The 22501-nt window shown below is 40.9% G+C and carries 22 protein-coding genes; 8 read left to right on the forward strand and 14 right to left on the reverse strand.

What is annotated here, in order from left to right; genetic code table 11:
* Window positions 1–109 precede the first annotated feature (109 nt).
* Genes H5154_RS09085 through H5154_RS09095 form a run of 3 tightly spaced genes read left to right on the forward strand, consistent with a single transcriptional unit; the run spans window position 110 to window position 2499 of the window.
* Window positions 110–538, forward strand: coding sequence for an ATP-dependent zinc protease (locus tag H5154_RS09085; RefSeq protein ID WP_145237042.1), 429 nt, complete (start codon window positions 110–112; stop codon window positions 536–538).
* 10 nt (window positions 539–548) lie between these two features.
* Window positions 549–1454 carry a 30S ribosomal protein S6--L-glutamate ligase gene (rimK, locus tag H5154_RS09090; RefSeq protein WP_182718075.1) on the forward strand — a complete coding sequence of 302 codons (906 nt, stop codon included), beginning with the start codon at window positions 549–551 and terminating at the stop codon, window positions 1452–1454.
* Window positions 1441–2499 (forward strand): succinylglutamate desuccinylase/aspartoacylase family protein, encoded by a 1059-nt coding sequence (locus H5154_RS09095; RefSeq protein WP_145237048.1) that lies wholly within the window; start codon window positions 1441–1443, stop codon window positions 2497–2499. Before rimK ends, H5154_RS09095 begins: the two co-directional genes overlap by 14 nt.
* 72 nt (window positions 2500–2571) lie before the next feature.
* Here H5154_RS09095 and H5154_RS09100 read toward each other — a convergent pair whose 3' ends face one another.
* From H5154_RS09100 to recQ, 4 genes are all read right to left on the reverse strand, one after another.
* Complete coding sequence (locus tag H5154_RS09100; RefSeq protein WP_149980644.1) at window positions 2572–3138, reverse strand: mechanosensitive ion channel domain-containing protein; 567 nt, start codon at window positions 3136–3138, stop codon at window positions 2572–2574.
* A gap of 52 nt (window positions 3139–3190) precedes the next feature.
* Window positions 3191–4900, reverse strand: a complete 1710-nt coding sequence (locus H5154_RS09105; RefSeq protein WP_182718076.1) for a POTRA domain-containing protein — start codon at window positions 4898–4900, stop codon at window positions 3191–3193.
* Between the two features lie 66 nt (window positions 4901–4966).
* Window positions 4967–5266, reverse strand: coding sequence for a DUF3630 family protein (locus tag H5154_RS09110; protein WP_182718077.1), 300 nt, complete (start codon window positions 5264–5266; stop codon window positions 4967–4969).
* Between the two features lie 15 nt (window positions 5267–5281).
* Entirely contained in the window at window positions 5282–7105 is a 1824-nt protein-coding gene (gene recQ, locus H5154_RS09115; RefSeq protein ID WP_182718107.1) for a DNA helicase RecQ, read from the reverse strand.
* A gap of 110 nt (window positions 7106–7215) precedes the next feature.
* On the opposite strand from recQ, the gene H5154_RS09120 reads away from it, so the two are divergent.
* Together H5154_RS09120 and rarD are read left to right on the forward strand one after the other, a co-directional pair.
* Entirely contained in the window at window positions 7216–7671 is a 456-nt protein-coding gene (locus H5154_RS09120; protein WP_149980646.1) for a thioesterase family protein, read from the forward strand.
* Window positions 7672–7723: 52 nt separating this feature from the next.
* Window positions 7724–8647, forward strand: coding sequence for an EamA family transporter RarD (gene rarD / locus H5154_RS09125; protein WP_182718078.1), 924 nt, complete (start codon window positions 7724–7726; stop codon window positions 8645–8647).
* Here rarD and H5154_RS09130 read toward each other — a convergent pair.
* Both H5154_RS09130 and H5154_RS09135 read right to left on the reverse strand, forming a co-directional pair.
* Window positions 8644–9879, reverse strand: coding sequence for a response regulator (locus H5154_RS09130; protein WP_182718079.1), 1236 nt, complete (start codon window positions 9877–9879; stop codon window positions 8644–8646). The two genes, rarD and H5154_RS09130, sit on opposite strands and share 4 nt — an antisense overlap.
* 89 nt (window positions 9880–9968) lie before the next feature.
* Window positions 9969–10343: a DUF413 domain-containing protein gene (locus H5154_RS09135; protein WP_145237075.1), complete on the reverse strand. Its 375-nt coding sequence runs from the start codon at window positions 10341–10343 to the stop codon at window positions 9969–9971.
* Between the two features lie 91 nt (window positions 10344–10434).
* Here H5154_RS09135 and H5154_RS09140 point away from each other — a divergent pair, with 91 nt between their 5' ends.
* Both H5154_RS09140 and H5154_RS09145 read left to right on the forward strand, forming a co-directional pair.
* Window positions 10435–11310 (forward strand): LysR family transcriptional regulator, encoded by an 876-nt coding sequence (locus H5154_RS09140; protein WP_149980649.1) that lies wholly within the window; start codon window positions 10435–10437, stop codon window positions 11308–11310.
* A 159-nt stretch (window positions 11311–11469) separates the two neighbouring features.
* Window positions 11470–12387, forward strand: coding sequence for a porin (locus H5154_RS09145; protein ID WP_182718080.1), 918 nt, complete (start codon window positions 11470–11472; stop codon window positions 12385–12387).
* A 50-nt stretch (window positions 12388–12437) separates the two neighbouring features.
* On the opposite strand, the gene recG is transcribed toward H5154_RS09145, so the two are convergent.
* From recG to asnC, 3 genes are read right to left on the reverse strand one after another with little or no spacing between them, the layout of a single operon-like run.
* Window positions 12438–14519 carry an ATP-dependent DNA helicase RecG gene (gene recG / locus H5154_RS09150; RefSeq protein WP_182718081.1) on the reverse strand — a complete coding sequence of 694 codons (2082 nt, stop codon included), beginning with the start codon at window positions 14517–14519 and terminating at the stop codon, window positions 12438–12440.
* A 60-nt stretch (window positions 14520–14579) separates the two neighbouring features.
* Window positions 14580–15266 (reverse strand): tRNA (guanosine(18)-2'-O)-methyltransferase TrmH, encoded by a 687-nt coding sequence (gene trmH, locus H5154_RS09155; RefSeq protein ID WP_145237089.1) that lies wholly within the window; start codon window positions 15264–15266, stop codon window positions 14580–14582.
* Window positions 15267–15320: 54 nt separating this feature from the next.
* Complete coding sequence (gene asnC, locus H5154_RS09160) at window positions 15321–15779, reverse strand: transcriptional regulator AsnC (protein ID WP_145237092.1); 459 nt, start codon at window positions 15777–15779, stop codon at window positions 15321–15323.
* A 198-nt stretch (window positions 15780–15977) separates the two neighbouring features.
* On the opposite strand from asnC, the gene asnA reads away from it, so the two are divergent.
* A complete protein-coding gene (gene asnA / locus H5154_RS09165; protein ID WP_182718082.1) occupies window positions 15978–16973 on the forward strand; it encodes an aspartate--ammonia ligase in 996 nt (331 codons plus the stop codon).
* A gap of 51 nt (window positions 16974–17024) precedes the next feature.
* Here asnA and H5154_RS09170 read toward each other — a convergent pair whose 3' ends face one another.
* The 5 genes from H5154_RS09170 to gmk all read right to left on the reverse strand — a co-directional run bounded on the left by H5154_RS09170 (window position 17025) and on the right by gmk (window position 22435).
* Window positions 17025–18629 carry a DUF342 domain-containing protein gene (locus H5154_RS09170; protein WP_149980653.1) on the reverse strand — a complete coding sequence of 535 codons (1605 nt, stop codon included), beginning with the start codon at window positions 18627–18629 and terminating at the stop codon, window positions 17025–17027.
* A gap of 153 nt (window positions 18630–18782) precedes the next feature.
* On the reverse strand, window positions 18783–19175 hold the full coding sequence (locus H5154_RS09175) for a RidA family protein (RefSeq protein ID WP_145237101.1): 393 nt from the start codon (window positions 19173–19175) through the stop codon (window positions 18783–18785).
* A gap of 12 nt (window positions 19176–19187) precedes the next feature.
* On the reverse strand, window positions 19188–21293 hold the full coding sequence (gene spoT / locus H5154_RS09180) for a bifunctional GTP diphosphokinase/guanosine-3',5'-bis pyrophosphate 3'-pyrophosphohydrolase (RefSeq protein WP_182718083.1): 2106 nt from the start codon (window positions 21291–21293) through the stop codon (window positions 19188–19190).
* 128 nt (window positions 21294–21421) lie between these two features.
* The gene (gene rpoZ / locus H5154_RS09185) at window positions 21422–21697 is read right to left on the reverse strand and encodes a DNA-directed RNA polymerase subunit omega (RefSeq protein WP_064667923.1); all 276 of its coding nucleotides are present in this window, start codon (window positions 21695–21697) and stop codon (window positions 21422–21424) included.
* 117 nt (window positions 21698–21814) lie between these two features.
* Entirely contained in the window at window positions 21815–22435 is a 621-nt protein-coding gene (gene gmk, locus H5154_RS09190; protein WP_182718084.1) for a guanylate kinase, read from the reverse strand.
* Window positions 22436–22501 lie beyond the last annotated feature (66 nt).

Consider the following 22501-nt stretch of genomic DNA (forward strand, 5'->3'; position numbering starts at 1 on the left):
ATTGAGTGACTTAGGTCAATTAAATTAGCTTATCATTTGGATAAAATTATTTCATTTGTGTTTTTATCCGTGTAGCGTATAAGACAGTTTTTTATTAAAGGGCACATTTATGACGGCAAAGATAATTGTTGGTTGGCGTGAGTGGTTAAGTTTACCTGAGCTTGGCATTAATCAAATTAAGGCTAAGATTGATACGGGCGCCCGTACGTCATGTATTCATGCTCTTAATATTGAAGAATATGAGCGAGAAGGCGAAAAGTGGGTTAAATTTATTGCTCAGCCTTTGCAAGAAGATGAGCACACTCAAATTGAGTGTGATGCTAAAGTAAAAAAGATGAAATATGTAACCAGCTCAAGTGGGCAGCGTGAGTTGCGGTATTTTATTGAGACTAAGCTCTGCGCTGGTGATAAAAGTTGGCCAATAGAAGTCACTTTGACCAGCCGAGCGAGTATGAAGTTTAGAATGTTATTAGGGCGCACAGCCATGGAAAATCGTATAGTCGTTGATCCGGCTTTATCTCATTTATTAGATAGTTAAGGTTTTAACTATGAAAATTGGTATTTTATCTCGTAACAAGAATTTATATTCAACGCGTCGTTTAATTGAAGCAGCTGAGATGCGTGGTCATGAAGTAAAAGTGATCGATGTATTACGTTGTTACATGAACATTAACTCTGAGCAACCAGAGATCCATTATCGCGGTGAAAATTTAAAAGATTTTGATACCATAATCCCGCGTATTGGTGCTTCAGTTACTTTTTATGGTTGTGCAGTACTGCGTCAGTTTGAAATGATGAATGTATTTCCTGTTAATGAATCAGTTGCTATTTCACGTTCGCGAGATAAATTACGTTCGTTACAGTTGTTATCACGTAAAGGCGTTGGTATGCCGGTAACCGGTTTTGCCAGCAAGCCAGATGACGTTAAAGACTTACTTGAAATGGTTGGCGGTGCACCTGTAGTTATTAAGCTGTTAGAGGGTACTCAAGGCATTGGTGTGGTGTTAGCTGAAACACGTAAAGCTGCTGAGAGTGTTATTGAAGCCTTTATGGGCTTAAAAGCTAATATCATGGTACAAGAGTATATTAAAGAAGCTGGTGGTGCAGATATCCGCTGTTTCGTACTTGGTGACAAAGTGATTGCCGCAATGAAGCGTCAAGCACAAGATGGTGAGTTCCGTTCTAATTTACACCGCGGTGGCAGTGCAACATTAGTGCGTATTACGCCAGAAGAACGTAGAACAGCAGTAGCTGCAGCTAAAGCAATGGGCTTGAACGTAGCTGGGGTTGATTTACTTCGTTCATCTCGCGGACCTTTGGTAATGGAAGTTAACTCTTCACCAGGTCTTGAAGGTATCGAAGTAGCAACAGGAAAAGATATTGCAGGTATGGTGATCGAATTTATCGAAAAAACCGCTGCAACCAAAAGGACCGCAACGCGTGGCAAAGGTTAGAATCAATAGTGCGTTTACTTTATTAGGTGAAACGGTGGGTGTCGGTGAGCGTAAGACGCTGGCCCTAGAAGCAGCTAAGCTGTACACCCATTCGCCGTTGAATATCCCAATAGAGGTAGTGAATGGAGTTCAAGCAGGGCCTGTTTTAATGGTCTGTGCGGCTATTCATGGTGATGAACTCAATGGCGTAGAGGTCGTACGCCAATTATTAGCAAAAATAGATGCTAACCAGCTGCGTGGTACGCTGATTGCTGTGCCGATTGTTAACGTATTTGGTTTTATTCATAAGTCACGTTATTTACCTGATCGCCGTGATATGAATCGCAGCTTTCCAGGTTCTATTCGTGGATCGCTTGCTGGACGTATGGCACATATGTTCTTTTCGCAAGTGGCCATTCATTGTACGCATATTATTGATTTACATACTGGCGCAATACATCGCACCAATTTACCGCAAATTCGCGCAGATTTGAGTGATGAAGCAACGGCACAAATGGCGAATGCATTTGGTACACCAGCCGTTATTGATGCGTCACTTCGTAATGGTTCACTGCGAAGTGAGGCCGCGAACTTAGGTATTCCGGTGATTACATACGAAGCTGGAGAAGCGCTGCGGTTTGATCCAATTGCAATAGCGGCTGGTATGCAAGGCGTTGATTATGTCATGCGTCATTTAAAAATGATCCGTGGCAAGCGCGCTAAAAAGTTACCTGAGCCAATTATTGCCAGCTCTACCAGTTGGGTGCGTGCTGAAGTCGATGGCATTGTGCGTGCGCAAGTATCATTGGGTGAGCGAGTAATGAAAGGGCAAATATTAGCTTATATCAGTAGCCCGCTCGGTGATTCTGAGCTGGAATTATTAGCGCCAAGAAGTGGTATAGTGATTGGTCAACAAACTATGCCACTGGTTAATGAAGGTGATGCAGTGTTTCATTTAGCATATTTTGCTCACGCAAACAGCTTGGTAGAACAACAGCTTGAAACCTTTATTGATGAAATAAGTGATATTGAAGATGAGTTAAAAACAGCGGAATTAAATAATTAATTGCTGATTGTAACTGATCAAAAAAGCCGTTTAAGGATATTCTTAAACGGCTTTTTGTTATGTGCTTTTCGTTTATTGCAGCTTTTTAGGTCCAATAGCGCGCTTAACCGCGATTGCTTTAGTAGGTTTCGGCTCTTTATTTAAAACCATCACCGGACGAGTAACAAATAGGTTATTAGGATAAATAACTCGGTGCCCATCAACATGTTCTAATACCACATTCATCAAGCCCATCTCGACAATACGCCCCTCAACAAAGTTCGCGCCGTCAATAACTCTAACCCAATAACCAACACGACAGTCATTCTGAATAAACATTAGCAAAAACGAGGTCAGATTGCTCAATAGCGACCAAGCTGCAAATAGTGCAACACCTAGCATGGCAAACAAGGATGAGCCAAGTACCAGTAAACCCCGTAATTCAATACCCCAAAAAACTAACACTAAGCACAGCATTACAAATGCGAGAATAATTTTCAGTAATAGTTCGGCACGATATTTACGGTGAATATCGACTTTGCCCTTAATAGTTTTTTCGAGTAATTTTTTAGTCAGTTTTAATAGTACAGGAAAAAGTAACAGAGCGACTAAAGTGACGATGAGTTTATACTGCGTGCTAAGAATATCTAACAGTTCCACAATCAATCCAAATGCGGTTTAGGAGCAACTAGTTTAGCGTTTTTAGCACACTTTAAAAGGAATTTTTTACAGTGACTAGCCATTGAATAGAATCAACATCATCACTTTTATCAAGTGGAGCGGCGATATCTAAATGGATCACAGTACCTGCATTTGCTCTGCTTGGGGCGAGTCGTAACCCGATACCTATATTTTTCAATACTTGGCCATTTTTACCGTTATTTTGGTCATTAAACCAAGCGCGACCAATATCAAAAAATGCAGCTCCACCAACTTTAAACAGTTGAAGCAGGTCGTATTCCCAATAATAGCGTTTTTCAAGGTTAACTAAAAAACTACGATCGCCTTGTTGGTAGTCTAGCGGATAGCCACGTAGGCCATTTTCGCCGCCTAAGATTAGCTGTTTGTCGGGGGTTAGGTTTTTAGCATAGTCTAAGCGTATTTTGGCATACCACGATTGTTCAAAACTGGTGTTTAAATAATACTGCACTTGAGTGCTCGCGAGTAAGTTCTCTACTTTGCTTTGTTGTTCGTTCCAATTACCATCTAGGCTAGCATGAAAGCGCCAAAGGGTATTATCGCCACTAAAATGAGCTTTTTTCGCATCAAAAGAGTAAATAGCGCGGCTATCGTCATTGCTTAACTCTTCACTTGCATAGCCTAATAAACCTTGCACATTCCAACCAAGATTTAAATCTTCAGTACGATAAATACTGTCGAAATTACGCACTTTTATGTAGTGATCCTCAAACCAATGACCACTGATATATGGATAGCTTAGCTCCCGTTTTTCAGCCAATGGTGTGACGGTATTTACTGTGCTCTCAAAAGCTTGCTGTTCATGGGTATAACCGACGCTAATGCGTTGAGTCCAATTATTAGCAAGCTGTTTAGAGTGGCCAAAGTGAATGCGATTATAGTCTGTTTTCTGGATAAATTGACTGAATACTTCACCTCGTTTATAGAGAGATTCAATTCGTTGATCAGAGTAGCTTAATAAGCCATAGCTGTAAGGCGTATCAATAGAGTAAAAAGGGTAGCTAAGCTCGAGTAAATGGCGTTTACCATCGTCGTTATCTGAGTATTCTATACGACCACGGTAGCGGCTAGAAAGTATATTAGGATCATCATAAACAAACAGGTAACCATTACGTTCTGCATCGGTAGTGCGAGCAAGTGACAAACGTTTACCCCAGCCAAATAAATTGGATTCGCGAAACCCAATGCTCGATTTATTTTCGCCACCACTGCGGCTGAAGCTAATTTCTGGTAGTAACGTCCATAAATCGCGGGTGATCACTTTTACATTAATGTCACCATCGCAGTTAGTTTCTGCTTTTATTCTGGCATCGTATAGATAACCTTGACGACGTAATAAGCGCTCTGATTCGGCGAGTTTTTTCGGCTCATAGTGATCACCAGGTTCGAACAATAAAATATTTTTTATAACGTCTGGCTCAGTGGTCATATGAACACGATTGGCAAAGCGAAATAATGCGTTATTTTCTGCTTCTAAATTGGTATTGAAGACGTTGAGTTGATCAAGTTCGACCTGGGCAATTTTGGCTTTGTTGGTTTTTTCTGGCAGTGTCTCATCGACATCAAGTTGGCGACGGAGATTTTTTTCAGTGGGTGTAATTGTGCGTTGATTACTGCAACTTTGCTGTTCGTCACCAGATGATTGCGCTAAGCCATAGGATGAATAGAGCAAAGTGCTGCAACAGCTAAACAATAAAAATGCATAAGCGTTATTTACAACCATTGAAATCCTTTATTATGGGTTTTTACCGTTAACCCACTACACACTAAGTTTGTGTATAAGTCTACCTCATTGTTGCAATAGTGTAAGAAAATAGTGTGCTAAGGCTGCTAATAAATGCTCAGCTTCAATGCCTTCGCCATTAACCCAAATACTGTTACTGTAGTGTTCAAAGTTTAAATTAAAGCTTTGCTGTGCATACGTAAAGCGACATTGGTGGCGATCCGCTCCCGCTGCAAATTCACCAATTACTATTTCTGGGCCATGTAAAAATAACTGCGCCCAAAGCTCGAAATCATCATCGTTGGGCATTTCGCTGGGGATAATAATAATGGCATTATGTTGATTATCTAGTTGCAGCTGAGTCATCAATTTTCTCTTTATTTAAGACTGGGCTAAGTAGTCGCGTATGGCGTGTAAAAAAGGGCTGCCGTACTTATTGAGTTTAGTAAAGCCAACTCCTGACACTTTGAGAAATTCACTGTCATTGGTTGGCATTAGTTGCGCCATTTCTGCGAGGGTTTTATCGTTAAACACCACATATGGTGGCACATCATCCGCATCGGCAAGCTCTTTACGTAAGGCACGTAGTTTGGCAAATAGCTTTTTATCGTAATTAAACTGAGCGAGCTTGTCTTGGTATACGTGCTTCGCTTGCAGACGTGGTTCAGCCATTTGCAGCGCGTATTGACCTTTCAAAATAGCGCGAGCACCTTCGGTTAAGCGCAGTGCTGAGCCTTGGGTGATATCTTGACTCAGTAAGCCTTGGTGAATCAGTTGGCGTAAAATACTGAGCCAAAATTCACTACTGTGGTCTTTACCTATGCCATAAGTGCTGAGTTGGTGGTGATTGTTATCCCTAATGCGGCTGGTATTTGCTCCGCGCAGTAGCTCAACTATGTAGCCTAAACCAAACCGTTGTTCGGCACGATACACACACGAAAGGGCTTGTTGTGCCACTAAAGTACCATCAAAACTTTTTGGTGGATTTAGGCAAATATCGCAGTTGCCGCAAGGTTCGCGTTGATATTCACTAAAGTAGTTAAGAAGTATTTGCCGACGACATGTTTGTGCTTCTGCGAAGCTGGCCATGGCGTTAAAGCGTTGCTCTTCGACACGACGACGTTGTTCATCTTCAATGTCTTCAAAAAATCGCCTAACACGGCCAATATCGGCCGGATCAAAATACATAATAGCTTCAGCGGCCAAGCCATCACGGCCAGCACGGCCAGTTTCTTGATAGTAAGACTCGATACTTTTGGGAATATCATAATGCAGTACAAAACGGACGTTGGGTTTATTAATGCCCATGCCAAAGGCAACAGTAGCCACCACTATTTGAATATCGTCACGGGCGAAACCGGTTTGTACAAATTGGCGTTGCTCGTTACTCATACCTGCATGGTAAGCCGCTGCGTTCATTCCAGCATCAGCGATCTTTTCAGCTATTTCATCAACTCGTTTTCGACTGGTGCAATAAATAATACCACTTTGACTTTGTTGTTCTTTTAAGTAGCGAAGTAATTGCGCCAGCGGTTTGAATTTTTCTTCAATGGTGTAACGAATATTTGGTCGATCGAAACTACCAGTGTGTATATAGGGGGCATTTAAACCAAGCTGCTGGACGATATCAAACCGCGTGGCTTTATCAGCTGTCGCTGTGAGCGCCATCATAGGCACATCTGCAAAGCGTTGTTTTAGTTCGCTTAAGCGGCAGTAGTGAGGGCGAAAATCATGACCCCAATGTGATACACAGTGAGCTTCGTCAATCGCAAATAAACTAATATTAAGGTGACTTAAGCGCTCTTTAAATTCATGTTGCAGCACTTTTTCAGGTGCAACATACAGTAGCTTAAGCAAACCATTGTGCAGTTGTTGATATATTTGCTGCTGTTCGTCGCGGTTTAAACTGTTATTGATATACGCCGCTTTCACCCCGAGCGCTTGCAATTGTGATACTTGATCTTGCATAAGGGAAATTAATGGCGAAATAACGACTGTCAGACCGCTTAAGGCAAGCGCGGGCACTTGGTAGCATACTGATTTGCCGCCGCCAGTTGGCAGCAATACTAGCGAATCTTGGCCGTTAAGGGCTGCATTGATCACCGTTTCTTGGCCATCACGAAATTCGCTATAACCAAACACTTGTTTGAGTATAGCTGCGGGACTGCGCACTACGGTGCTTGCTGTGGGATTTGGTGTATTCATCGCGGACATTTTAGAGCTTTTAGACGACCTTGCATAGGTGCTTTTTATCGCACTTTCTTTTTAGTTGTGCTTTACTCATCTTACCAGTTATAAAGTCGCGGATAATAATAATGAATAAAGCCCAATTAATTGACCAAGTTGCTAAAGTTTTTGTAGAGCAAATGCCGTTTAACCAGTTTTTACAAATAAAAGTTAAATCACTAGATGCGGAACAAGCGCAAATAAGCTTTCCTTGGCAGGATGTCTTTATTGGTAATCCTGCTCAAAAAATTCTCCACGGTGGGGTGATCTCTGCGGTGCTTGATAATGTGGGGGGGATGCTAGCGGCGGCGGCGATGATAGATAAGCTCACTGAGCTTAATATAGTTAGTATTCAAACCAAGCTAGCGACACTCGGCACCATCGATTTGCGCACTGATTACTTGCGTCCAGGCAAAGGGCTTGAATTTACCGCTAGTGCTAAGCTAATTCGCTCCGGTAATAAAGTATGTGTATGCCGGATGGAGCTCCATAATGAACAAGGCATTCAAATAGCTTTTGGTACGGCAACTTATTTAGTTGGATAAAGCGTAGCTGGCAGGTAAACTAGCCGCCATTAAACTACATCAGAAACAATCTATGCCAACTAATCCTGAACAGCGTAAAGGTGTTATCTTAGCCTGTATGGCTTTTTTTATGTGGGGCTTAGCACCTATTTATTTTAAATTACTACAGCATATATCAGCTTTTGAAATACTGATGCATCGTGTGGTTTGGTCGGTATTATTCATCGTCATCATTGTTGCAGTAATGAATCAATGGCATAAAGTACAGCATGTACTTAAACACCCTAAACTCATTGCTATGCTGGTTATTACGGCCACCTTACTTGGCTTTAACTGGGGGCTATTTATTTGGGCGGTTAATAATGATCATATGCTTGATGCAAGTCTTGGTTATTATATCAATCCGTTATTAAACGTACTGCTAGGTATGCTTTTTTTAAGTGAAAAACTACGCAAATGGCAAGCGCTAGCGGTTGCTCTGGCGTTATTTGGTGTGGTGATCCAAGTTATTAGTTTTGGCTCATTTCCGGTGGTCGCACTTTCATTAGCAGGGTCATTTGCGGTGTATGGCTTACTTCGTAAAAAGTTACCTATCGAATCATTGCCGGGGTTACTACTAGAGGCATTAATATTATTGCCAGTTGCTTTAGTATATTGGTGGTTAATGGCGCCATCGAATAGCTCTGATTTCGTAGCGAATGATTGGCATACTAATGTATTGTTGATCAGTGCAGGCGTTATTACCACACTGCCACTACTTTGCTTTACAGGTGCTGCCAAGCGATTGCAGTATACTACCTTAGGGTTTTTCCAATATATTGGGCCAAGTTTAATGTTTGTGTTGGCGGTGGTATTTTATGGTGAAGTATTTAGTCCTGAACGAATAGTAACATTTGCTTGTATTTGGAGTGCGCTGGCTATCTTTAGTTGGGATTCCTATCGACAATCACAAAAGCGTAAACGTGAAAATATCCCTGCACCCACTAAGCCTGTTTAAGCAATGACTTTATTGCGGCCAGTTTCTTTGGCTTCATAAAGCTTAATATCGGCCTGTTTTAATAATTCATCAATTTGATAAACAGGCCCGTGTGCGTAACCAATAGAGAGCGTAAATTGAATTTTTTCTTTGCTAAATTCAGGGCTATTGAGCTCAACAAAGTGACGAAAATTATCCAGACGTTTTAATATTTCATCTTTATTTGTGTCATTAAAATACACAGCAAACTCTTCACCGCCTAAACGAGCCGCCAAGTCTTTTGTAAAGTATTTTGCAAAACAAATTGAAAGTCCTTTTAGTACTTCATCACCAGCATCGTGGCCATAGGTATCATTGATTGCTTTGAAATGGTCAATATCGAGCATCGCCAAAGAGGGAATTAACTCTTTTTTCTGCAGTTGTTTTAATGATTTTGTGGTCTCTTCAAAGAAGTAGCGACGATTAGGTAGTTTAGTTAAATAGTCAGTGTTCGCTTGTAAGCGAATGGTGGCAATTTGTTCCAGCATGTCAACGTTCTGGCTCAAACGGCAATAAAATTCCTCGTTATTAAATGGTTTACGTAAATAGTCGTTTGCGCCATTTTTCAAAAAACGCGCCGAAAGATGCGCTGCATTTGAGCCGGAAATACCGATTATTGCTTTTTCATCATTACTGTATAAGCGACGAATTTCACCACATAACTCATCACCATTCATGTTAGGCATTTCGTTATCTGCAATTATAACTGCTATATCAGGTGTTTGTTCGAGCACTGCAAGTGCTTCAATGCCATCACAGGCTTGTAATATTTGATATTTATGACGTTTAAGCAAGCTGCATATATGTAGTCGTGCTGATGGTGAGTCATCGACGACTAAGACTTTAACGTTTTCGTTGCGAGGTAAGCGCTGTAGTTGCTTTTCTAAATAATGGTAGGCTTGCTTGTTCTCTTTAGTGATGTAATCAATTATTGGATATTTTTCGACGGTATCACGGGTCTTTGCATCTATATTGCCGGTCATTACTATAGTAGGAATTTGAGCTTCAATAGTGCAGGGTACAGCCTCGCCTTGTGGTGCGTCAGGTAGAATAAAGTCTACTACAGCGCAAAAATAGTTATTTTTACTAATTAACTCTTTTGCTTGCGCTAAGGAACAGGCTATATCTGCATCATAGCCAACTTTAATTGCAATGTGCTTTTGCACTCGCGCTATAGTTGGCGTATCTTCAATGATGAGTATTTTTCGTGTCACGTAACACCTTGTTTTTGGCATGGCCAAGTTTGTTCAGTTATACAAGTTGTAACTGTTAAAACACGAAAAAGCAAATAACACCATTACTTTTATAAACTATCAGACTCCGAATAGTAGTCTGGATTTTGTGGTGCAGGACTTGAAATTTTAGAACGCCCAAACAGAGTATGAAACTTTGCTTTACACGTCGTTAGCTTTAGGTATTTAATCCACGCACGTTCAATTGCGTTGGTTGGTTCTTGATTACCAGAGACAACGGCAAAAAATTGTTCTTGGATTTCATTTTGTGGTTCAAGGGTTTTATTATATAACCCTTTTAGAACAACACCGTGTTGTTCAAGGATACTGGCTTCTAGTAAGGTAAAATTACCGCTGCGGCCGAATCCGCGCGGAAAGTTTTGATCATCATAAAACTGACGTTGGCTTACAAATGCTTGGCGAAGTAGTGAAATATCATTGCTCATGGCTGTTTCCTCATACCCTATTTTCAAGCTGGAGTATGGATCAAGTTGCGCAATTTATTAAACAAAAAATTTTTATCGTGAGGATAAATAATTGGATATAGATTTATTGAAAACCTTTGTCGAAGTGGTACGTACTCGTCACTTTGGTAAAGCGGCTGAAAACCTTTACATTACGCAGTCTGCGGTGAGTTTTCGAATTCGTCAATTAGAACAAGGACTAGGGGTTAATTTATTTATCCGCCAACGTAATAACATCCAATTGACTGCACCAGGGGAGCGCTTATTACCCCATGCGCAAATGATTATTACTGGTATGCAACGGGCTAAAGTCGATGTTGCTCTTGCGGATAATATGCATAAGCAAGTGAGTTTAGCAGGGACGCCTAATATTTGGGATGCTTTTTTACAGTTTGGTATCACTAATATTGTTTCTGCAATGCCAGGGGTATCGCTGGTGGCTGAAGTTAAAGCACAACAAGAAAGCACACGGTTATTATTAGAGCGCACCTTAGACCTAGCTATTTTATTTGATCCACCAAAAGTGGATGAATTAGTAGTTGAGCGTATTTGCACCTTGCCAATTATACCTATCAGTGCATTTGAAGGAGCTGCGAATGAAAACTTTTTTGATAATCAATATGTCTATGTTGACTGGGGAACTACCTTCTCTCTTTGGCATGCACGGCAATTTACTGGTCACACTCCACCATATTTTCGCACCAGCACAGGACGCATTGCATTAGATTTGATACTACAATGTGGAGGTAGTGCATTTATTCCTGAAGTTTTAGCGAAAAGCCATATAGATAAAGGGGAGCTACATCGAGTGTCTGATGTGGAACATACTTCTCGGGATATTTTTGTCGCTTATCACAGAGATAATGAACAAAAACCCTTGCTTGAGACGTTGGTTAATTTATTACTGGAATTAACACCAACAATAAGCAGTGAATTTAGTGCTAAGTAAGCTATATATGACAGTTTTATGTTGATTTGATGTCTTTTGTTGTTCCTTTTTATGAATAATATGAGTCATAAATGTTTCTGTTGTAATATTTCTGTCATTTACCACAGGCAAAATGCAGCGAATTAAAAATTAGTCTGTTGCGTTTATTGAGGAAATAATATGAAATTTGCAAAGTCGAGCTTATTACTAGCTGTGTTAAGTGGTTTATCTTTTTCTGCGTTTGCTGATGTTGATGTGTATGGTAAAGCGAATGTATCTGTGCAATCTTCGGATGACGGTGAAGGGTCATTCAGCGAAATTAAAAGCAATGCATCGCGAATTGGTTTTAAAGGTTCTGAAAACATCAGTGATGGCTTAGAAGCTATTTATAAGTTCGAATTTCAAGTTAATGTTTCTGATGATTCAAAAGACACGGTTACATCACGTAATCAATACGTTGGTTTAAAAGGTGGATTTGGTCAATTAGTGATTGGCCGTAATGATACTGCTTTAAAGCAATCACAAGGAAAGTTGGATTTATTTGATAACCTTGAAGGTGATATCAAAAATTTATTTAAAGGTGAAAACCGACTTAGTGATACGGTTACTTATTCATCAAAGGATTTAAGTGGCTTTAAAGTGCTTGCAACTTACGTTGCAGAAAAAGACAGTGAAGGCGATAGCGGTTATTCATTAGCACTTACTTATGGCGATGCTGGACTGAAGAAAAGCAATGTTTATGCATCAGTTGCTGCCGACAGTGAAGTTAATGGTTATGATGTTGTACGCGCTACCGTGCAAGGGAAGGTAGCTGATTTTAAATTAGGTGCAATGTACCAAAGCCAAGAAAAAGTGGATGGTAGCGGTGATGCCGATGGTTATTTAGTTAATGCGGCTTACACTCTTGATAGCAATACATTTAAAGTTCAATACCAAGTAATGGATTTTGATGCGGGTGATAAAAAGTCTGCCATCTCTGCAGGTGTTGATCACTCCTTGAGCAAAAACACCACGTTATTTGCCTTCTACACTAATTTTGATATGGACAGCAATGTTGATCAAGATTACTTAGGTGTTGGCATGGAATACAAGTTTTAGTCTTTAGACCGTTGAAAAAGCCTTACTTATTGCTGTAAGGTTTTTTACTATTAAGCTTGTGCATACACTGATTTACCCGCAAGCCAGCGATTGATTAGTTGTTCTACTTGTTCAGGATACTGGCGGAGCATTTGTAGTGCGATAGGTCTGACTAAGTTGAGTGTGTGCTTATCTCTGGTTAAGTCAGCAATTTTAAATTCCGCTAAGCCTGTTTGTTTAGTGCCGAGCACTTCACCTGGACCACGAATTTCCAAATCACGTTCTGCAATTACAAAACCATCATTGCTATCTCTTAGAACAGCCAAACGTTTTTGTGCAGTATGAGACAGCGGTGCGTGGTATAAAAGCACACAATGGGATGCGATTGCACCACGACCAACTCGCCCACGTAACTGATGTAATTGTGCAAGGCCAAGCCGTTCAGGATTCTCAATGATGATCAAACTGGCATTCGGCACATCTACACCGACTTCAATGACCGTTGTCGCCACTAATATATGAATCTTTCCAGCTTTGAACTCGCTCATAATAGCTTGCTTTTCTGCTGCTTTCATACGGCCATGAACTAATCCTATAGTTAACTCTGGCAGTGCATGAGTTAATTGCAGTGCGCTATCTTCTGCTGCTTGGCATTGCAATGCTTCCGATTCATCAATTAAGGTGCATACCCAATATACTTGACGACCTTGCTCGGTACAGGCTGTTTTTACACGAGCAATAATTTCATCACGACGCGTATCAGGTAGTGCAATGGTTTTAATTGGGGTACGTCCTGGTGGCAACTCATCAATCACGGACGTTTCTAAATCGGCATAAGCTGTCATCGCCAGTGTACGTGGGATCGGTGTTGCTGTCATAACCAGTTGATGGGGATAGCAATCACCAAAACGGCCTTTTTCTCGTAGCGATAAGCGCTGATGGACGCCAAAGCGGTGTTGTTCGTCAATAATAATAAGCACTAGGTTATTAAATGTTACTTGTTCTTGAAATAACGCATGAGTCCCAACAATCATTTGCGCTTCACCTGATGCTATTTTTTCAAGCGTTGCGCTGCGTTCTTTTCCTTTGGTTTTACCACCGAGCCATGCTGTAGTTATACCTAAAGCCGTAAACCAATTTTCGAAAGTAATGCCATGTTGTTCTGACAGAATTTCGGTGGGTGCCATTAATGCCACCTGATAGCCCTGTGCGATAGCTGTTAAGGCGCTCAGTGCCGCAACGAGGGTTTTACCTGAGCCAACATCGCCTTGTACTAAGCGCATCATTGGATAAGGAGACTGCAAATCGTTTTTTATTTCAGCGACGACTTTGTTTTGCGCGTTGGTTGGAGCAAAGGGGAGCTGCGCTAAAAAATCATGCTCCAGATGATTAATAGGGTTCAGAGCAACTGCTTTTACTTGCTGTCCTTGTTGACGTAATTTTAATAAGCTCAAATTTTGCGCCAGTAACTCTTCAAACACTAAACGTTGTTGAGCCGGGTGCAGGCCTTGCTCTAATGCGGTGATATCTACATCATTAGCGGGGCGATGTAAAAGTAGCAGTGCTTGAGTTAAATCCATACCAGCGTGTTGGAATTGCACTGGCAATAACTCTTCTACCTGATATTTTTCAAGTAATGCAATCGCCTGATCACTTAATGCACGGATCGACAGTTGTTTTAACCCTTCCGTTGTCGAGTAAACAGGCGTTAGTGTGGTCGCTGTTGGTTGTTCGCTCGGTGTATCGCTGAGGCTGTATTCAGGATGAGTCATTTCATAACCCACTCTGCCACGTCGTACCTCGCCAAAACAGCGGATCACCTTACCGCTACTTAAGGTATTCTTTTGTGCTGCAGTAAAATTAAAAAATCGCAGGGTGAGTCGTCCAGTACCATCGTTAACTTGGCAAACGAGCATTTTACGTTTACCAAAGGTAATTTGGCTGGTTTCTATGGTGGCTTCAATACTGACATGACTATGCACAGCTAAATCACTGATAGCATAAATACGGGTGCGGTCTTCATATCGAAGCGGTAGATGAAAGAGCATATCTTGCACTGTGCTAATGCCGAGTTTTTTTAGCCGCTCGGCCATCTTTGGACCAACGCCTTTGAGGTCAGTGATTGGGTAGCGGCTTAAAGTTGGCTTTGACACAATACGCTCAAATCTTTCATTTTTAGATACTTTTTAGTTTACGTGCGAACAGGCTTGTCATCAAGCATGTTTTAATTTGTGCCAAAACTCATCATCAGCGATGATTTCACCATTTTCATCGAGGGCTGGATAGGGTTGCGATTTTTCTTTGCATTTTTGTGCAATGATTGGATGGCAACCTTCAAATAGCATCTTATGTTTTATGCTCTCATCCAGCATAGTGCGCTCATATAAGCCAGCTTGCAGACGTTGGTTTTGTGCCTCAAATAATATCAGTGCAGCGGCCACAGACACATTCAGAGACTGCGCCATACCTTGCATTGGAATAATAATGTTTTTATCTGCGTGGGCAAGTGCTTGTGGAGAGATCCCGGTTTTTTCTTGGCCGACAATAATGGCTGTTGGCAGAGTATAATCAATCTCACGGTAGTCAACAGCATCAGGGCATAAGTTAGTAGCGAGTATTTGTACTTGCGGATTATGCTGGCGCATCATAGCCACAGCGCTGTCGATATCTTTATGTAAGTGAGTTGCGATCCAATTTTTACTGCCCCCAGAGGTATTATTGGTGAGCCATTTTTGGTTTTGTGGCCATACTGCATGAACATTATGGCAACCCACAGCATCAGCGCTGCGAACAATTGCAGACAAGTTATGGTGTTTGTGCACATCTTCTAAGCACACGGTTAAATCGGTTTGACGACGATCTAGTACGTGTTTAATGCGATGATAGCGGGTGTTTTCCATTTTTAGCCTTGTCTGAACTCATAAAATTGCCGCTATTATACGGGAATTACCGTCTTAAGGCATTACTGAGCGGCTAATTGGGTTTTGCAGTGATATTAGCGTTTCGGTTGACTGAATAGCTTCGATAGCTTGAATCTTATTGATCAATACATCTTGTAAATGATCAATTGAACGGGTCATTACCTTAATAAAAATACTGTAGTTACCGGTTGTGTAATAAGCCTCAACGACTTCTTCAAGTTCCTTTAGATGCAATAAGGTTTGTGGGTAGTCTCGAGCATTATTGAGGTTGATGCCAATAAAACAACACACATCGTAGCCTAACTGCTTGGCATTGACGCTAACTTGGGTGCCTGTAATGATCCCCGCTTGTTTCATTTTTTCAATCCGTACATGAATTGTACCTGCGCTAACGGCGAACCGTTTGGCTAATTCTGCATAGGCTGTGCGAGCATTATCCATTAATGCGTGGAGGATCTGTTTATCAAGATTATCGATTTGATAATTTTCCATATAAATATCATCTTTAAATTATTGAATCATCATTTTTTATACCACTAAATTAATCAAATTAATATGTTAAAGGTGTTTTTGTTATTGGTTATTGAATTAAAGTGCAAAATGATTGAGGATTGCTTTAACGACATGGTTGCTCATAGTGCAATCATGCATTTATACAAGTAACAATAACTGGGAATGAGGCCAATTATTATGAGTTCACACTTTGTCCAGCAACAGCTGCAAATTAGTAAAGTTAAACAGTATTTTTCACACCAGCTAGAACAACAGCTAGGGTTAATTGAAGTACAAGCGCCTATTCTGGCTAAAGTAGGCGATGGTATCCAAGATAACCTAAGTGGCACTGAAAATGCGGTTGCGGTAAAAGTTAAAACTATTCCAGCGAGTCAATTTGAAGTGGTTCACTCTTTGGCAAAATGGAAGCGAAAAACACTAGCTGATCACGGCTTTGCAATTGGTGAAGGTTTATACACACATATGAAAGCATTGCGCCCGGATGAAGAGTCATTAAGCCCCATCCATTCTGTTTATGTTGATCAGTGGGATTGGGAGAAAGTAATTTGTGCTAGTTCTGAGCGCTCTCTTGATAAATTAAAAGAAACAGTACAAGCCTTGTATAAAGGCTTAAAAGCAACCGAGCAATTTGTTGCTGATGAATTTGCTATATCACCATTTTTACCCGCTGATATTACTTTTGTACACAGTGAACAGTTACGTCAAATGTACCCTGATTTTACCGCCAAGCAGCGCGAAAAAGCGATTACACAAGAATATGGCGCGGTGTTTTTGATAGGCATTGGTGGGGCATTAGCCGATGGTAAGATTCATGATGTACGCGCACCTGACTACGATGATTGGTCGACTCAGACCTGCGAGCAATACAGTGGCTTAAATGGTGATATTTTACTGTGGAACCCTGTGCTTGAAGATGCTTTTGAAATTTCATCAATGGGTATTCGCGTATCACCAGAAGCATTAGTTGCACAGCTTGCAATTACCGGTGACCAAGCTCGTTTAGAATTTGATTGGCATAAGCAACTACTAGCTAAACAATTACCACAGACAATAGGTGGTGGCATTGGTCAATCTCGATTGGCGATGTTGTTATTACAAAAACCTCACATCGGTCAAGTACAAGTAAGTGTATGGCCGGATGAGTTAAAACAACAAGTGGCTGGTATTTTATAACGTAGACGAGAGAATAGAGACTATTTGCTGTTAGTCTCTATCTGCTTGCGATCAACTGGTTTTAAATTCAATCTCTATTTTTCCTTCTTGCAGTTTTACGTTACAAGGAGGATAGCTGCGATTTGTTCTTAATACTTTATCGAAAATGTGGATTTCTACCCCAGAATGCAATTTTTTATTGACCGCTAAATTAGCATTATCGAGTAGTTCATATAGACTTTGTTCTAGCGTTGTTAGGCGTTTTTCTAGCTGCTCTGCTTGTTGGCAATAATGTTGCTGAGTAGCTCCAATTTTAGCGAGCAATAGTTTTTTCTTATCTAAATCTTTTACTAAATCGGCCTTTTCTAGCGTTGCTTGCAGGGTATCTAATTGCTCATCGGTTTTAGCTAATTCTTTAAGGCATTCATCGGTTTCAGTAGTAACAGACTTTCCTGAAGCAACCATGTTTATGAGCATTTTAGCGCCAGATTCATTACCAATTTCACCAGCGATAATCATTCCGGCATCCAGGATCTCGCCACCAAATAACTTCCCTTGTGGATTGTCTGCTTGGCCTATCTGTAAAAGCTTAGTCGCTTTCATTGCGCAGTGGCTAGCTTGGCGCTCAATAAAAATATTATTACCTTCAAGGTAGCTATATTGGGAGTGAGATAAATGAATATCACCGTTACAAATAATTTTGCACGAAAGCGTTTTATCATCTAGCTGGTGGCCAATCACACCTTGTTTAATGGTGATATTACCTTGCGCTGTCAGCTCTCCGGATTCAACCGTGCCCATCACAGTTATATCGCCTTTCGCGGTTACTTTCATGCCAGGCTCTATATTATGAGTGACAATAATGCTGCCATCAAAGTTTATATGGCCGCTTTTAACTGTGACATCGCCAATCGTAAAAATATCATCAACGCGCATACCATTTTGAATTTCGACTGGTACGCCCGCAATACTTGAGATTAATTCAAGAGGATTAGTTTTTGATATTTCACTGCCCTCACCAGCAACTAGTGGGCTACTTTCTCCAGCTTTTGCCGGAAGGACATCGCCTTTTACGGTAAAACCTTCTTTACCAGGGGTTGCGGGTTGCTGTCGAACTAATAATGTACCGGGTTCAACACTTGCTAACTTGCCAAAGTCGCGCATATCGACAGTGCCATCTTCGCGCAGTTTCGGGGTATGCAAACGCTCTTTTAAAGTTAATACTTGAGGGAGTAATTTTGATGATTTGCCGTCTTCTGGTAAGCGACCTTTAGCGAGGATACCTTTAACGGTAGTGCCAGCGGGTAATTCAAATTGTTTTTGTAGCAGCTGCTCTAAAAATGCTTGTTTGTAGCCCCGAGCAACCCCAGCTTTGATCAGCTGCTGTTTCGCTTGATCAAGGGCCAAAACTTTGCCACCTTGTGCGAGTGTGAGTTCGCCTGTTGCTAACATTTTATCATCACTGAGTGTAACAGTTAGTGTGGCGTCATGCTTACTGGCAACCACTAAACTACGTTCGCTACTAGGCTCTTTAAAAAAAGCATTGATAGCATCATAGTCTATGCGACATTCACAGAATGTTGATTTTTCTAGAGCCTCAATAACAAAAGCGGCACTAGGCGGCGAATGTTCTATAACATCGAGTAGTACATTACCGTTATGAGCAAGCTTAAACACGGATCATCCTTTTACAACACTTAAGTTAAAGGTTTTTATAATTATATAAAGATAGAGTGCTAGAGATTTGAATAACTGTCAAGAAGATCGAGGAAAAGGGGACTGATGAGTTAATACACCTAAGTATAAATACTTAGGTGTATTGCTGTAAGCTTAATTTGTTGAAGGCAATTCCATAATACCGTCAATTTCAACTTGCACGTTTTTTGGTAATGCGCGCACGCCAATTGCTGCTCGGGCAGGATAAGGTGCTTTGAAGTATTGGCTCATTACTTCATTTACCGTCGCAAAGTTAGATAGATCAGTTAAATAGATATTAACTTTTACCAAGTCTTGGATGTTGCCACCGGCTTCTTCACATACCGCACTAATATTTTTAAATACTTGATGTGTTTGTTCTGCGAAATCTTCAGAGATCACTTCCATCGTTGCGGGAACTAATGGAATTTGACCCGATAAGTAAACTGCTGTACCAACTTTTACTGCTTGGCTATAAGTGCCGATGGCAGCAGGTGCTAGATCCGTAGAAATAAATGCTTTATTCATGATTTTCCTATATTATTTTTTACGATAGACTTTTTGCACATCAGGCATTACGCGAATGCGGCGCATGATATTAGCAACATGGACACGGTTTTTCACGGTGATCCCTAAATCTATCACGTATAAATTACTTTCTTTTTCATCTGTGGCAATTTCCACTATGTTTGCTTGGGTTGTAGCAATTACATTGGTTAGTTTTGCGAGTGCGCCTTGGTGGTTTATGATTTCTACACGCAGTGCTGCAATATATTCTTTTTCTGGATTATCATCCCATTTAACAACCAAGTACTTGGAGCGTTCAGTTTCCCAGCCACGAATATTTTTACATTCTTGGCGGTGAACCGTGATGCCTTTACCTTGGCTTATATGTGCGGTGATAGCATCCCCTGGCACTGGTCGACAACATTTAGAATAATTAACTAGCATGCCTTCAGTACCAATAATGGTCGCTTTAGCATTTTTAGTCATATCGCCTAAATCATCATTGTCATTTTGCAGTAAGCGGCGTGCGATCAGCATGCTCATTAAATTACCGCAGCCAATTTCAACTAATAGCTCTAATACAGTATTGAGTTCATGTTCTGCTAATACGCGACTAATATTTTCGTCAGGCAGATCATCGAACTTCGTTTCACCTAAAGCAGAGTCGAGTAAGCGACGGCCAAGTAATAAAGCTTCTTCATGATGTTGGCTCCTCAGGTAATTGCGAATTCCTAAACGTGCTTTACCGGTAACAATAAAGTTTAACCACGTTGCGTTAGGGTGCGCACCTGAGCTGGTAATCACTTCAACTGTTTGACCCGTATCTAATGCTTTACTTAACGGATGAGGTTTACGGTTAACGCGTGCACCCACACAGGTATTACCAACATCGGTATGGACCGCGTATGCAAAATCAACGGCGGTTGCACCCATAGGTAACTCGACTATGCGACCATCAGGAGTGAACACGTAAATTTCTTCTGGGAATAGCTCTGTTTTAACGTTTTCAACAAATTCAAATGATGAGCCTGCGCTTTGTTGTAATTCCAACAAACTTTGCATCCACTGACGTGCCCGTTGTTGTGCAGTGTGGCCTGCGTTATCACCGGATTTTTTATACATCCAATGAGCAGCAACTCCTTTATCTGCCATGTGATCCATATCGTGAGTACGGATCTGGATCTCAACAGGGATCCCATGAGGACCAACTAATGAGGTATGCAACGATTGATAACCATTAGTTTTAGGTACTGCTATATAATCTTTAAAGCGAGTTTCGATTGGTTTATATAAATTATGGGCAACGCCAAGTACCCGATAGCAGATATCCATTGAATCAACTGCAATTCTAAATGCGTAGATATCCATGACTTCATTAAACAGTAACTCTTTATTAAGCATTTTTTTATAAATACTATATAAATGTTTTTCGCGCCCAGAAACAGTGGCTGTAATGCCAGCTTCTTCAAGGCGTGCTGTTATCTCGGTTTGGATATTTGAAATGACTTCTTTGCGATTGCCGCGCGCTTTGGCAACTTCTGACTTTAAAGCGCGATGACGCATCGGGTAGAGGGCTTGAAAACCTAAATCCTCTAACTCATTTTTAATATCGTGAATACCTAAACGATTAGCAATCGGCGCATAAATCTCTAACGTTTCGCGGGCAATACGTCGACGTTTGTCAGGACGTAATGCTCCAAGAGTGCGCATATTATGAGTACGATCAGCAAGTTTGATTAAAATAACACGAATATCTTGTGTCATTGCCATAATCATTTTTCGATAGTTTTCAGCTTGGAATTCTTTTTTATCTTTAAAGCTGAGCTTATCAAGTTTGCTTACGCCCTCAACTAATTCTGCGACTGTCTCGCCAAAAATTTCGGCTAAATCTTGTTGGCTAAAGTCGGTGTCTTCAATCACATCATGCATTAATGCAGCCATTAACGTTTCGTGATCTAAATGCATACCAGCCAGAATTTGGCTTACTTCAACAGGGTGAGTAATGTAAGGTTCGCCACTTGAGCGAGTTTGACCCTCATGGGCCTCTCGGGCTACCACATAGGCTTTTTGTACCAGCTCTACATCAGCAGCAGGTAAGTATTCTGATATTTTCTTTTTTAGACCTTCAAAAAGATACATTCACACTCCAATGTTCTCGTGAAGCAAATAGGTAACGGTATGTTAAGAATATACGATGAAAAGAAGGGATTGCCAACGGCTAGAATAGAAATACTATACCGTTGGCTAAATCAGACAAGGAAGTCAGATTATTGGTTGCCGCCTACAATAGCTGCAACTGCAGCCATTTCAGCCGCCTCTTGATGTTGTTGCTCTTCACGATCAATAAGATCCATTGATGAGCTATCTACTAAACCAAGTTCAATTTCACGTAAAGCAACAACCGTTGGTTTATCGTTTTCAGGATCAACCAGTGGCTTTTTACCACCGACCGCGATTTGACGGGCACGACGGGCCGCAACTAAAATTAAATCAAAACGATTACCAATTGCATCTACTGCATCTTCAACAGTTACGCGAGCCATCTTAGCACTCCAAATAAATTTTTAAGCAAAGACGTAGTTTACTGCACCGAGTCAGATTCGCCAATAGCTTGTGGTTAATTTAAACAAATAAAATACTTACTGAACCCAAATTAGGATTTAACGCAGTAAGTCTACGAGTAAATCTTGATGGCGAATAGCTTGGCTTTGTAGCGATAAGCGTTTTGCCAATACGATCGTCTCAATTTCCTTCAGCGCAGTTGCAAAATCATCGTTAACCACGACATAGTCATATTCATTGTAATGAGACGTTTCAGATTGTGCTTTTGCCATGCGACCAGCAATGATTTCTTGTGAATCTTGGCCGCGATTATTTAAGCGCGCTTCAAGCTCAACTTTTGACGGTGGTAGGATAAAAATGGTTTCAACATCAGCGACCAGATCACGAACTTGACGTGCACCTTGCCAATCAATATCTAAAAATACATCAATACCTGCTGCAAGCTGCTCTTCAATTGCTTGCTTTGATGTACCGTAGTAATTATCGAACACTTGCGCCCATTCAAAAAAATCATTCTTTTCAATTAATGATTTGAATTCATCAACATTTACAAAGTGGTAATGCACGCCATTTGCTTCGCCCGGACGAGGCGAGCGAGTAGTATGCGATACAGATACTTTCATATCATTATACTTAGTTAACAATGCATTGATTAAGCTGGATTTACCCGCACCAGATGGTGCCGATAAAATAAATAAGTTTCCGCGAGAGTGTGCCATGGGTTTTTACCTAAAATAAACCGACTAGAGCTGCTAATAAGCTCCGCCTTAATTTTGGTATTGTAC

This window comes from Pseudoalteromonas sp. SR44-5 (assembly GCF_014163675.1).
GTDB classification, from domain to species: Bacteria; Pseudomonadota; Gammaproteobacteria; order Enterobacterales; family Alteromonadaceae; genus Pseudoalteromonas; species Pseudoalteromonas rhizosphaerae.

Coding starts and splice junctions, on each gene's coding strand:
- H5154_RS09085 (WP_145237042.1), top strand. CDS start 110: ATGACGGCAAAGATAATTGTTGGTTGGCGTGAGTGGTTAAGTTTACCT.
- rimK (WP_182718075.1), top strand. CDS start 549: ATGAAAATTGGTATTTTATCTCGTAACAAGAATTTATATTCAACGCGT.
- H5154_RS09105 (WP_182718076.1), bottom strand. CDS start 4,900: ATGGTTGTAAATAACGCTTATGCATTTTTATTGTTTAGCTGTTGCAGC.
- H5154_RS09110 (WP_182718077.1), bottom strand. CDS start 5,266: ATGACTCAGCTGCAACTAGATAATCAACATAATGCCATTATTATTATC.
- recQ (WP_182718107.1), bottom strand. CDS start 7,105: ATGAATACACCAAATCCCACAGCAAGCACCGTAGTGCGCAGTCCCGCA.
- H5154_RS09120 (WP_149980646.1), top strand. CDS start 7,216: ATGAATAAAGCCCAATTAATTGACCAAGTTGCTAAAGTTTTTGTAGAG.
- rarD (WP_182718078.1), top strand. CDS start 7,724: ATGCCAACTAATCCTGAACAGCGTAAAGGTGTTATCTTAGCCTGTATG.
- H5154_RS09135 (WP_145237075.1), bottom strand. CDS start 10,343: ATGAGCAATGATATTTCACTACTTCGCCAAGCATTTGTAAGCCAACGT.
- H5154_RS09145 (WP_182718080.1), top strand. CDS start 11,470: ATGAAATTTGCAAAGTCGAGCTTATTACTAGCTGTGTTAAGTGGTTTA.
- trmH (WP_145237089.1), bottom strand. CDS start 15,266: ATGGAAAACACCCGCTATCATCGCATTAAACACGTACTAGATCGTCGT.
- asnC (WP_145237092.1), bottom strand. CDS start 15,779: ATGGAAAATTATCAAATCGATAATCTTGATAAACAGATCCTCCACGCA.
- asnA (WP_182718082.1), top strand. CDS start 15,978: ATGAGTTCACACTTTGTCCAGCAACAGCTGCAAATTAGTAAAGTTAAA.
- H5154_RS09175 (WP_145237101.1), bottom strand. CDS start 19,175: ATGAATAAAGCATTTATTTCTACGGATCTAGCACCTGCTGCCATCGGC.
- spoT (WP_182718083.1), bottom strand. CDS start 21,293: ATGTATCTTTTTGAAGGTCTAAAAAAGAAAATATCAGAATACTTACCT.
- rpoZ (WP_064667923.1), bottom strand. CDS start 21,697: ATGGCTCGCGTAACTGTTGAAGATGCAGTAGATGCAATTGGTAATCGT.
- gmk (WP_182718084.1), bottom strand. CDS start 22,435: ATGGCACACTCTCGCGGAAACTTATTTATTTTATCGGCACCATCTGGT.